This window comes from Shewanella sp. SG41-4, assembly GCF_014164505.1.
Taxonomy (GTDB): Bacteria; Pseudomonadota; Gammaproteobacteria; order Enterobacterales; family Shewanellaceae; genus Shewanella.
In genome coordinates, this window is sequence record NZ_JACJFI010000029.1 from 14,544 (window position 1) to 27,466 (window position 12,923).

Annotated in this window: 9 protein-coding genes; 4 read left to right on the forward strand and 5 right to left on the reverse strand. The window is 42.6% G+C overall.

Annotation, left to right across the window (positions count from 1 at the left end):
- Nucleotides 1-81: 81 nt before the first annotated feature.
- The 3 genes from H5202_RS04860 (at nt 82) to H5202_RS04870 (ending at nt 2,475) form a co-directional block, all read left to right on the forward strand.
- A complete protein-coding gene (locus H5202_RS04860; RefSeq protein ID WP_182771070.1) occupies nt 82-471 on the forward strand; it encodes a thiol-disulfide oxidoreductase DCC family protein in 390 nt (129 codons plus the stop codon).
- 11 nt (nt 472-482) lie between these two features.
- Nucleotides 483-1,367 carry an SDR family NAD(P)-dependent oxidoreductase gene (locus H5202_RS04865; protein WP_182771063.1) on the forward strand — a complete coding sequence of 295 codons (885 nt, stop codon included), beginning with the start codon at nt 483-485 and terminating at the stop codon, nt 1,365-1,367.
- A gap of 307 nt (nt 1,368-1,674) precedes the next feature.
- A complete protein-coding gene (locus tag H5202_RS04870; RefSeq protein WP_182771064.1) occupies nt 1,675-2,475 on the forward strand; it encodes a 3-hydroxybutyrate dehydrogenase in 801 nt (266 codons plus the stop codon).
- Nucleotides 2,476-2,589: 114 nt separating this feature from the next.
- On the opposite strand, the gene H5202_RS04875 is transcribed toward H5202_RS04870, so the two are convergent.
- Nucleotides 2,590-3,522, reverse strand: coding sequence for an alpha/beta hydrolase (locus tag H5202_RS04875; RefSeq protein ID WP_182771065.1), 933 nt, complete (start codon nt 3,520-3,522; stop codon nt 2,590-2,592).
- Between the two features lie 5 nt (nt 3,523-3,527).
- On the reverse strand, nt 3,528-4,694 hold the full coding sequence (locus tag H5202_RS04880; RefSeq protein ID WP_182771066.1) for an MFS transporter: 1,167 nt from the start codon (nt 4,692-4,694) through the stop codon (nt 3,528-3,530).
- 168 nt (nt 4,695-4,862) lie between these two features.
- Between H5202_RS04880 and H5202_RS04885 the strand changes: the two genes are divergently transcribed.
- On the forward strand, nt 4,863-8,369 hold the full coding sequence (locus H5202_RS04885) for a hybrid sensor histidine kinase/response regulator (protein ID WP_182771067.1): 3,507 nt from the start codon (nt 4,863-4,865) through the stop codon (nt 8,367-8,369).
- A 155-nt stretch (nt 8,370-8,524) separates the two neighbouring features.
- Here the strand turns inward: H5202_RS04885 and H5202_RS04890 are convergent, their stop codons facing one another.
- The 3 genes from H5202_RS04890 to H5202_RS04900 form a co-directional block, all read right to left on the reverse strand.
- Nucleotides 8,525-9,202 (reverse strand): response regulator transcription factor, encoded by a 678-nt coding sequence (locus tag H5202_RS04890; protein ID WP_101086054.1) that lies wholly within the window; start codon nt 9,200-9,202, stop codon nt 8,525-8,527.
- A 116-nt stretch (nt 9,203-9,318) separates the two neighbouring features.
- The gene (locus tag H5202_RS04895) at nt 9,319-11,598 is read right to left on the reverse strand and encodes a TonB-dependent receptor (RefSeq protein ID WP_182771068.1); all 2,280 of its coding nucleotides are present in this window, start codon (nt 11,596-11,598) and stop codon (nt 9,319-9,321) included.
- A 218-nt stretch (nt 11,599-11,816) separates the two neighbouring features.
- Nucleotides 11,817-12,779, reverse strand: a complete 963-nt coding sequence (locus tag H5202_RS04900) for an extracellular catalytic domain type 1 short-chain-length polyhydroxyalkanoate depolymerase (protein ID WP_259397189.1) — start codon at nt 12,777-12,779, stop codon at nt 11,817-11,819.
- Nucleotides 12,780-12,923: the final 144 nt, after the last annotated feature.

Below are 12,923 nucleotides of genomic sequence, written 5' to 3' on the forward strand. Positions count from 1 at the left end.
GCTTGGTGTTTGGGGCGTACAATAGTCAATATAAGCATTCAAAATGTGTGTTTAGTAAGCATTGGCATAAAGAGGTAAATGATGGAACTGACTATTTTTTACGATGGCACTTGCCCGCTGTGTCTCAATGAAATGAAGCAATTAAAGCGTTATGACAATTTAAACCGCATCGGCCTTGAAGACATTAACGCTGCTGATATTAATCTGCGTTTTCCTGATTTAGATGTAGTGCACGCCAATACGGTACTACATGGCTTACAAGCTGATGGTAGTTGGCTGTATGGTTTAGATGTTACCTCAAAAGCTTGGGGATTAACCGGTAAACATGGTTGGATAAAGTTATTACGTTTACCGCTGATTAAACCTGTTGCTGACCTCGCGTATTTGGCCTTTGCCCGTAATCGTTACCGTATATCTTATTTGCTGACAGGTCAAAAACGCTGTGACAATGGCAACTGTAAAATAAAGTAAGGGCAAATAGCATGAGCGATTCTACGACACCAGAAACCATTATTGTGATTGGCGCGTCATCGCTTATAGCACAAGCTTTTGTTGCCAAAACCTTTACTCAACAAGCCTATACTGATCAAGCCGTTATTCAGCAAGCATCAAGCCAGCAGTCAAACAGGTATGATACTTCGCCGCTACAAATCATTACGGTTAGCCGCCAAAATAATTTGATACTACATGAGCTTACGGACAATATTAGCCATCATCATTTCAGCTGTGATTATCAGCAAACCTCAATAGAACAATGTGTTACCAATATCGCAGCCATTGCAGGCAAAGTGACACGAATAGTGATGTGTAATGGTATTTTGCACAGTAAAAAACCGCAAAACGCTGATTCAATTTTAGGGCCTCATTCGGCTAAAGATTCAACATTAATGCCAGAGAAACGCATTGAGGATATTGATGCTCATTCGTTAGAACAGTTGTTTTATGCCAACAGTATTGTGCCTATGTTATGGCTAAGCGCCCTCACCTCATTATTGTCACTACCGCGTCATAAAGTCACTGGCGAACAAAAGTGTGTGATAAGTATTTTGAGCGCCCGCGTTGGCAGTATTTCAGATAACCGTTTAGGCGGCTGGTATGGCTATCGCGCGTCAAAAGCCGCATTAAACATGCTAATCAAAACCACTGCGGTTGAATATGCCAGACGCCTTAAACGAGTCAAACTCATCGCGTTTCATCCTGGTACCACGGACACTCCATTATCAAAACCCTTTCAGGCTAATGTGCCTGCAGGCAAGCTTTTTACCCCAGAATTTGTTGCCAGCCAGCTGTATAACATCATGGCCGATATTGAGCCCAACGGCGAAGCCAGTTACTTAGATTGGCAAGGCAAAGAGATTAGTTGGTAATGCGCCCGCCTATTCACTAAGAATTTTTTAACCAAGAACTCAATAATCAAAAAATGTAGATCCTGTCGATGATCCTATCGATATGGTTTAATAAACCATCGACTCCCCTTCAATGTATCGACAACCCTATCCCCGTTCTTATGGTACTAAGGTGCCAATTAAATAGTGCTGTAATTGTTTTACTCTGAAAGTACTCAATCAGATGTTAGCGAGAATATGCACTAGACATGATCTCGCCATAAAACATGACACAAAGGTTGATGACATACCTTGTCATTGCCACTATTGAATTAAGGGAACCGATACTATGTCGACGTTACAAACTGGACTCAAAGGGAAAGTGGCACTTATTACCGGCTCCACTAGCGGCATTGGCCTCGCTACCGCGCATGTACTTGCCGAACAAGGTTGTCATATCGTATTGCATGGCTTAATGGCCCAAGATGAAGGGCAGACTTTAGCAGCTGAGTTTGCAACCCAATACCAAATAAAGACCTTTTTCAGCAATGCTGACTTAAGAGACGCTAACTGCATACATGCGTTTATGGACAGTGCGATTAATGCATTAGGCAGTATTGATATTTTGGTTAACAATGCTGGGATTCAGCACACCCAAGATGTCGCAAACTTTCCGGTCGAAAAGTGGAATGACATCATTGCGATTAACTTGTCTTCCGCTTTTCATACGATTCAAAAAGTCGTGCCTGCAATGGCTGAAAAAAAGTGGGGACGAATTATCAATATTGCCTCAGTACATGGCTTAGTCGCCTCGGCCAATAAGGTAGCCTATTGTGCAGCAAAACATGGAATTATTGGCTTAACCAAGGTGGTCGCGATTGAATGCGCTGAACAAGGAATTACCGTCAACGCAATTTGCCCTGGATGGGTGGATACCCCGCTTATCGGCAAACAAATTGACAGCATAGCAAGCGATAAAAATTTGAGTTATGAAGACGCTAAATATCAACTCGTGACAGCCAAGCAGCCGTTACCAGAAATGCTGGCACCGAGACAAATCGGTGAGTTTGTTTTATTTCTTTGTGGTGGTGCCGCAAGAGGCATTACCGGTGCAGCTTTACCAATGGATGGTGCGTGGACAGCGCAATAAGCTTGGAGTTATTGTTCTATAAAATGGTAGCATTATATTCAATGTTAGCCCTTATTCACATCGATAAGGGCTTTTTAATGCCTAACAGGCAAGGCTTCAATTAATGATGACAAACTAGGCCATGAATTTAGCAATGTGTTGATAGGTTGCCATGCATTCATCTTTCACTACATCGTGCAGCAACATATAGGCGTGGATCATGCCGTCGAACGAATGATGTTCAACATCAACACCAGCAGCAGTTAAGGCCTTCGCATAGGCTATGCCCTCATCCCGAAGCGGATCGCAGCCTGCAGTAAAAATAAGGGTTTTAGGCAATTTAACAGACATAGCCCCAAACAAAGGTGAAGCCTGTTTAATGACATCTACATCGGTAGATTGAAAGTACTGCTCGAAATACCACTTTATACGAGTGGTTTCGAGTAAGAATCCAGTGCCATTACTGTCTAATGATGGGCTGTTTAAGGTGTAATCGACACTCGGGTAAATAAGAATTTGTTGGTCGATGTTAATCCGCTTATCGGTCAAACTTTTCATGCTTAAACTGGTGCAAATGGCGCCACCAGCACTGTCACCAATAATAGTGACATAGTGTTGATGGTTAACATCACCCAGTAACTCAGCGTAACGTATTAATACCTGTTCGCAGTCATCAATCCCTGCAGGATATGGATATTCAGGCGCGAGCCGGTATTCAACCGATATCACCACACACTGCGCTGCACTGGCAAGGTGACGACAAATAGGATCGTAAAGCGCCACACTGCCACACATGTGCCCGCCACCATGAAAATGCAATAACACTGGCAAAGGTTTATCTGGTGCAGGGCTATAAATCCTGACGGAAATTGTACGGTCGGGTAACGTTAGCATTTTATCTGCTATGTAACTCACCGCTAGTGAATCACTCATTAACGCGCCGAGTTTATGTAGACTTTCGCGCAATATTGTCGGTGTAAATTGGACATTATTTTGTTTAGCCAAGGCGATATTGCTGTTGGCTAACGCCAGAAAATCAGTGAGTTTAGGGGAAACGGTTCCTCGCATTATATTCACTCCTTTGGTTTTCCTGTTTCGGGTAGAAAATAGCTGCCAACAAAAACGGTGCCACTGAGTATGGTGATCATCACAAATGAACTGACATAACTGCCATCGTTTAAATCAACCAATTTGCCAAACACCCACAACACAATAGTCGAAATCAGGTAGCTGATTGACCAAAACAGGCTAAACACCACGGTGATTTTTTGCCCCGTCATATCAGGAAGTTCGTGAGGAATAGACACTAATGCAGTCACAGGGAAAAAGATAAAAAAGCCCAATATGATAGCGCATGTTATTTGCAGCCAAGGCTCAGTACTAAAAGATAACCCCAAAACGGTGATAAAAATAATCAAACCACTTAAGCGAAGAATAGGAAGACGTAACGGATTTTTACGGCTATATAACATCCCCGCAATGGTGCCGACAATACCAAAACCAATCACCCATTTACTTTGGCTTATCCCCGCTTGAGGATAGAAAGTGAATAGACAAATATAAAACGAAAGCAGCCCAGAATAGGTAAAAGCATAAGCCCAATTGAACTTATCTTTTAAGCCTTCAAGATAACCATATATTGCAGGCTCTGTTCCAGATGCATTATTCGCTGGCTGTGGAGTATCAAACTTAACCAGTAGCCACACAATGGCCAGAACCAAGCTCGCGCCTGAAAACAACACTAAGCTATTTTGCCAGCTGCCTGTGAGGGCGTTAATACTGGTCATGCCCCATAAAATAATTGCCGTACCTACGTTAAATGCCACCGCATTTAAACCATTAACCACTGGGCGGTCTTCAGGGGAAAACCACAGCATCACAATCGGGTTAAAGTACACAATCATAAAGGCTCCGCCTAAGCCCATTAGAAAACGACTCACCAACAGTAACTCATAACTCGTCGCTAACGGTGTCACTATCCCAACAACAATTAATAACGCGGCTAACAAAAAGGCGTACTTTATCCCAAACTTTACCGCGACGTACGCAGCACTAAACGTACCGACTATTTTTGCGAGCGTGACGGCACCACTGATAAAACTTGCCGACGCTAAACTCTCAATCTGCATCGATGCCATAATGTTATTCATGCTGGCGGTGCCGCCAACCCATGCCATGGCAAAAAGCACATAACTCGTAAAGACTAAACCTTCGACCAAATATCTATGGGTTATTTTCATAGGCGCTATCGGTACCTTAAATGACACTAATGGAGTTAAATCATGTTATCTGATGGGTATGGATAAATAAGTACTACCTTAGTGCACCGCATCATTAAAAATCTTTATCAAACAGGGCGTCTAGTGTAGTTTCGCAAGGATAAACAATAAAAATAATTGGGGAATAACTTGCAGGCTTGGTTATCTATCGATACTTGGTTGATCAGTTCAATTTCGATTGCTTATCTTGCAATGCTGTTTGTGGTTGCACAGTGGGGGCAAAATCGTTCCATAACAAAATTAGCCCAAAAGCCGTGGGTCTATAGCCTGTCGTTAGGGGTATGCTGCACATCATGGGCGTTTTATGGCACCGTTGGACAAGCTGCAACAACGGGCGCATGGCTGGCCCCAATTTATATTGGTTCGATCATTTGCTTAGTACTGGCGTGGCCGATGCTAATGCGCACGCTGCAAATAATCAAAAGCCAAAACCTCACTTCTATTGCCGACTTTATTGCGTGCCGTTTTGACCGTTCGCCTAAAATTGCCGCCAGCGTTGCCATAGTGTCACTACTGGGAACCATTCCTTATATTGCCTTGCAGTTAAGGGCCATCAGTACCAGCTTTGATTTACTAACAGGCACGTTTCAGTCCGGTATTAGCACCGCATTTGTGGTGACCATTGTATTAATTATCTTTAGTATTTTGTTCGGCACCCGCCAACTGTCTGCCAGTAAACACAATCAAGGCTTAGTACTGGCTATTGCGTTTAGCTCTATCGTGAAGTTATTTGCCCTGACTGCCGTCGGTATTTTTGCCACTTTCTTTATATTCGATGGCTTTGGTGATTTACTGACTCAAGGCCAACATATTAAACAAACCAGCCAATCAGACTCGACTTACCTTGTGGTTTCTCAGGTTATTTTGGGTGCTATTACTATCTATGCGTTACCGCAACAATTTCATATGATGATGATTGAAAACAATCATGACGAAGAGCTTAAATCAGCACGTTGGATGGTGCCATTATACCTGTTATTGATTAATATTTTTGTATTGCCGATTGCATTAGCTGGGCAGCTTAGCTTCCCTGGCGGCAGTGTCGGCGCAGATACCTATGTACTAACATTACCGCTATTTTATCAACAAGCATGGCTAGGCATATTGGTTTATGTCGGTGGACTCGCGGCGGCAACCGCAATGGTTATTGTGGCGGCAATTGTATTGAGCACGATGATTTCGACAGAAATTTTAACGCCATTACTATTACGACTACCAAAATTTAGCTCTCAACAAACCCCGCAGTTATCAGGCATTTTATTAAATTTACGTCGTATCTCTATCGCGGTCATTTTATTATCCGCTTTTGCATTTGAACGCTTTATCGATCAACAAAATCATTTAGCCAGTATTGGCTTGTTGTCATTTGTGTTGTTATCTCAATTTGCGCCCGCCGCGGTAGGCGCCTTATATTGGCGAAATGCCACCACCCAAGGTGCCTTTGTGGGGCTAATAATGGGCAGTATTGTGTGGCTTTATACGCTACTGTTGCCGGCTACTTTTCCCGATGCACATTGGGTTAAATTTGGATTATTTGATATTGCGTGGTTAACGCCGACAGCCTTATTTGGCTTAAGCGGTTTGGATAATATTAGCCACGGCGTATTTTACAGTTTAGTGGCTAACATTAGCTGCTTTGTGGTGATTTCACTGCTTAAAGAACAAAGCGTTGGCGAGGTTTTACAAGCTGACTTATTTGTAAACAGAAAACAGATTCAACTAGAACGGCACTTATCAGTAGAGGATTTAGCCAGTTTATTAAATCGTTTTATTAACAAAGACGAAGCAGATGCACTTATTGCAGAATCTAAAAAACACACAGGCAAAGATCAGCAACAACAGCTTGTTGATTACACTCGCTTAAAACTGTCTGGCGTACTCGGTTCTGCCTCTACCAGAATGGTGATGAGCGCCGCATCACGCAGCCAGCAGGTGCCACTAGAAGATGTAGTTAGCATTGTCGACGAAGCCAGCCAAATCTTTGAATTTAACCGAGAACTGCTGCAATCTGGCGTGGAGAATATTGAGCAAGGCATCAGTGTTGTCGATGCCGATATGCGCTTAGTGGCTTGGAATCAACGCTATATTGAACTGTTAGGTTACCCTAAAGATTACGTCAAAGCGGGTCTGCACATTGAACAACTGATTAGATTTAATATCGACAGAGGTATTATTGTCGGTGACGAGGCTCACCAGCTAGTTGAAAAGCGCTTAGCTCATATGCGCTGCGGTAGCCCTCATCATTTCCAACGCACTATGTTAGATGGAAAAGTACTGGAGATTCGCGGCCAAGCCATGCCAGGCGGCGGCTTTGTGAGTACTTTTGCTGATATTACTGCCCACATTGAAGCAGAAAAAGCCTTACAACTGGCCAATGAAACACTTGAAAAACGGGTTGAAAGCCGCACTCAGGAACTTGAAAAAGCCAAAGCTGAAGCGGAAGCTGCTAATAGCAGTAAAACCCGCTTTTTGGCCGCGGCCAGTCATGACTTAATGCAACCTTTTAATGCCTTAACCTTATTTACTGAGATGCTAAAGCAAAGGGTCAAATCAACTGAACTGCATGACCTCGCAACCAATATTGAAGACTCATTAAGCGTGGTGGAGAGTTTACTATCCGATCTGGTTGAGATATCTCGCTTAGACAGTAACTCGCTAAAAACCGAAAAAAGCCAATTTGCGATTGATGATTTATTGTCAACATTAGTCAATGAATTTAAAGCATTATCGGTTCAACAAGGTATTGATTTTAACTACCAAATATCTTCTTGTTTTGTAGAAAGTGACCAAAGACTGCTTCGCCGTATTATTCAGAACTTTTTATCTAATGCGTTTCATTACTCCCCTTCGGGCAAACGCAATCAGCAAGTAATATCCCAAACGTCTTCGCCTGACAATAAAGCAAATCTGCTGACTAGCAATACCGAGTTTGTCCCTAAAGTGTTATTAGGCGTTAGGCGGCTTGAGCACGCTTTATTAATCCAAGTTTGGGACAATGGCCCAGGTATTCCGATCGATAAACAACAAGCCATTTTTTGTGAATTTGAACGCTTAGAGCTCACTCGTGAAATTCCGGGATTAGGACTAGGTTTGGCGATATGCGATCGAATTGCCAAGTTGTTGGATATCAACATATCGCTGCATTCTGAAGTGGGTAAAGGCACGTGTTTTAGTGTTGAAATACCCCGTGTATTACTGCAGAAAAAACCAGTAAAAGTGACTGAAACGGCCGAAGATGACATAAGCAGTGACAACACTAATATCACCGTGATGGTTATCGACAATGACGACCTGATGCTAAAAGCGATTTCTACATTACTCAGCGATTGGGGATGTAATGTCATTACCGCAAAAGACCAACCCAGTGCCATACTGCAATTGGCAAATAACCCACAACCCAAACTGATTATTGCTGACTATCACTTAGAAGATGATAAAAATGGTGTGGACTTAGTACAGTATTTATTAGCCAATCACCTGACGATAAGCCGTAACCAACCCACCTGTGTTATCTGCTCAGCGGACCCTTCGGAAGCCGTTAGGCAACACACCAGCAGTGCGCAATTTAGCTTTGTGCGTAAACCACTTAAGGCAATAGCCTTAAAGCGGATAATTAAACAACTGACGCCTGAATAACTAATATTTTCAATAGATTAATGACCACAAAAAATGCCTCACATGGAGGCATTTGGGTTAACTCTTTTTATCGCTATTCTTATTATCGATCAGTAACCGCAATCAATGGCGATAACTATTCATTGCGACAATAACCGTTCGTTAGGGCAATCGATTTATGCTTGTACATCCACCTGCTGGTTTTCAGTTGAAGTAATCATTAATTGTTGAAACACCAGCCCAGCTTGCGTGCGATTATTGATTTCGAGTTTGAGTAAAATCGCTGAGACATGTTTTTTTACTGTGGTTTCTTTAATGTTTAAATCATACGCTATTTGTTTGTTGAGCCTACCATTGGCAATATTGGCCAGCACAGTGTACTGCTGCGGTGTGAGTTGAGCTAATTGCTTTGCTAAACGTTGATGTTCTGCCGCGGTGTGTTGATCGGCACTGATATTGGTGTGATCTGGAAGCCAAACACCTCCTTCAAGCACAGTATCAATCGCCGTCGATATTTGGGTTAGATTGGCTGATTTTGGAATGAAAGCACTGGCGCCAAAATTGATCGCCTTACGGATAATCTCCGGCTGGTCGTCTGATGACACCATAATAACCACAATGTCGGGGAAGTGATTTTGCAATAACGTCAGTCCAGTAAAACCATCGTTTCCCGGCATATGCAAATCAATAAAGATAAGCTCAATATCTGAGTGCTGCTCCACAATAGCGATTAACTCCTGAAAGTTTTCCGCCTCTAGCACTTGTGCATTGTTAACACTTTTAAGCACGGCTTGGGTTAACGCGGCACGAAATAGTGGATGGTCATCTGCAATGGCCACTTTAATTTGAGACATCATTGGCTCCCTAACATTGCGTTGATATTGTTATGGTTCACTCTTTATGAGCAATAAAAAGAATAACCGGTTCTAAAGAGACCGGCTATCCTTATCTACATCAATTAAACAAGGTTTTAGAAGACATAGCCAACGGTTAATGAAATGGTCTCTGGGTCGCCATAATATCCAATTAGGGTGTTATCGCCGCCTAGCCCTGGTGTAAAATCACCATTGCCTGTTGGCGTGACAAAGGCATAGTTACCCACTAAATACTCTTCATCGGTGACGTTTTTCCAATGTAATCCAGCATTCCAATGGCCATCATTACTATACCAATTCACACCAAAATTCAGCAATCCGTATCCATCCTGACTCAATAAGTTATCCACTACCGCTAAGTCATAATCGCTGCGGTAATAGTAATTACCATTAATGATAAAGCTGCCAATATCAGCTTCAATACTGTAACTAAACCCTAGGTTTGCCGTGGTGTCTGGGGTATTAGTAATGGTGTATGTATCACTAATATCTATTTTAGTCCCGAGGTCGTCGTAAGAGATCACTTCGTCAAAAGTAGCGTCAATTAAGCCGACATTAGCAAATAAGTTAAGTGAGTCTGTCGCAGCGTATTCAACTTCAAGCTCTAGGCCTGTCGCGGTTGACTTACCGATGTTTCCTAAACGCTGATTAAGGTCTGAACTGTCCTCGCCGGGTAACACTGTGACAAACTGTCGGTCTTTATGATCAAGGTAAAATAGCGTGGCATTAACACGAAGATTATCGTTCCATTCGCTCTTCATGCCAATTTCATATGAGTTAACCGTTTCAGGATCAACAGCTGGTTCAGCACCTGTTGCTCGTGGATTAAACGTACCCGATTTGAACCCCTGTGAGTAGCTGGTAAACACCATCATATCTTCATTTACTTGGTATTCTAAACCGATCCGCGGATTGAATTTAGACCATGTTTCTTCATCATCTAGCACTTTAGGTACTTGAGATTCAATTAAGGCGTCATCGCGTACAAATCCAGGGTACCAGTCAGTTTCTGGATAAATGCTATCGAATATCACGCCATTATAAACCGTGGCTTCTTTAGATTCGCGGGTGTAACGACCGCCTAATGTCATCGATAGCTTTTCAGTGAAATCGTATGAACCTTGCACATAAGCAGCATAGCTTTCGCTATTATTACAGCCACTCACCTCACGGGTTAGACCACCATATGCTTTAAAGGCTTCTTCTAAAATAGCATCGAAAACACCACAAGAATCACCGTCAAAATAATAAATCCCCGACACTAAGTTGAGATTATCACCCACATAGTTCACTTGAAACTCTTGGCTAAATTGCTCATCTTCGTAAATAGCGGGCACATCGAAAATACGTAAGCTGGTATTATCAAAGTCGATGTTAGTCAGTGACTCGCCTTCACGCTTGGCTGTCACCGACTTTACGCTCCAATTTTCATTGAGGTTATATTCAACCGTCGCACTCCACCCTTCTGTTTCGACTTTGTTCCATGTAGGCATACTGGTGTAGGAGTCGAATTTGCTATCAGGTACTGGTGCATCAGTTAATAAGCTAGGAAGTAGGCGATAGCCCCCTTTTGAGTTGGAGTCATCTTGGGTTTTATCATACGTAAAACGCATAAACAGATCGTCTGTTGGCGTGTATTCAACGCTTAAACGACCCGCCATCACATCTTTGTTATAGTTTTCGGTATCTTGGCCATCTAATGCCGAGGTTTTAAATTCACCAAAACCGTCACGGTTTAAACTCGCAAAGGCAAAACCGACATAGAGCTTGTCATCAACAATGGGTAACTGCCCTGCAATTTTGGCATCCTTTTGGCCATAACTGCCGACGGTACCTTTAAGGCTTAACTCTCCATCACCAGACATTTTTTTGGTTACATACTTAATCGCACCACCAATGGTGTTTTTGCCGTATAACGTGCCTTGTGGCCCCCGAAGTACCTCAATACGTTGTACATCAAGAATGTCTAACACTGCACCTTGCGGACGCGCAATATAGACGTCATCAATGTAAATGCCAACCCCAGGCTCGTAGCCCCAAAGTGGATCTTCTTGACCCACACCACGAATAAAAGCGGTAAGCGTAGAGTTAGTGCCTCGGCTAGATTGTAATGTGGTATTGGGCGAAAACTGCTGAATTTCAGTCATCACGCTGATGCCGTTTTCTGCCAACTCGGTAGCACTGACCGATGTCACTGCCACAGGTACATTTTGCAAGCTTTCAACTGTTTTGCGTGCTGTCACTTCAATGCGCTCTAATACAGGTTGTTTGTCGCCGCTATTATTTTGTTCTTCTGCGGCAACGGCATACTGCGCGTTTAACACTGACGAAATGGCTAAAGCAATACAGCTCATTTTAATAGTATTCTGTTTCATACAGATCCCCGTTGTAATATTTATTATTAATGGTTTTGCTTACTACTAATTCTGGTTTACGACTGATTTTGATTTATAACTATTTGTTCACATATTGACTGTATCGCATTTTCAACAGCATTGAATCGGTACTATAGTAGTATGTGTTTTTGTCTAGGTATTAAAAAAACAAACAATTAATTAATAACAAAAACAGAATGTTATATATTTTACTTTGATTAAAGCCCCCAAAGCTTAATCACTTCTATCACACTGCTTATTGGTGCCCTAAGCAGATAATCACTTTCTTCACCTCCATGTTTTATGTCTGGATTGACGGCAATGCCGTGACCAAAATCGTTAATAGTAACGAGTTCGATTGACTGCTTATTCTGAGGATCTTTCCAGCGCGAAATACTGTATCCAGATTCATTTGACACCGTTGGCTTAGCGTTAGATTGAGTTAACACTTGCCATTGAGATGCGAGCATTTGCGCATTGTTAGCATTGACGACATTGTCACTGTCACCTGTCCAAATACTTAATGAAGGCCAACGTGTTTGTTGAGGGTGTATTGCTTTAGCAAATTGGGCTAATTCTTCAACCGACTGCGCTGGCCCTTGCTTCATACAAGAGATGGCTTTGATCAAATTGTCGGCACAGGGATATGGCAACCCAGCGATGACTGCTCCGCTTTGAAATAGATTTGGATAATTGACGATTGCAGCGCTCGCCATGGCGCCACCCGCTGATAACCCGATGACATAAACATGCTTGGCAGCTAGTTTTTCTTGAGTGGTGACTATCATGTTTTTTATCGATAACATTTCACCACTGTCTATCTGCGTATCTTGACTTGCAAACCAGTTGAAACAACCCTTTACGTTATTGTCATAGCTTTGTTGTGGCACTAAAACCGCAAAATGATTATCTAACGCCAATGACGTTAGGCCACTTTTATCCGCCAATTCGACACCGTCTTGAATACAACCATGCAGTAACACGACTAAAGATAAATCCCCTGCATGAGAAGCATTTGAGGCTTGCGTCACAGGAAGATAAAAGCTTGTCAGCGCACCGGGATTATCACCAAAATCGGTGAGTGGTATATAAGGGGTGTCGGTTGCTTGAGCCGGTAGCATCGAAAAAATCCAACCCAGTAAAAGCAGCGGCATGGTTAAGCTGTATTTTTTATTTCTCATTTAAGCGACTTCCAAATTTAACATATTAGTAACTTGCAGAATTTTGCGGCAAACAGCAATGGCACTTTAGATCCACATGGAAAACGGATACCAGTAAGGCAATCAAAGATTGGGTGATAAGCCTGTAGCAATGCTGGATTGTGG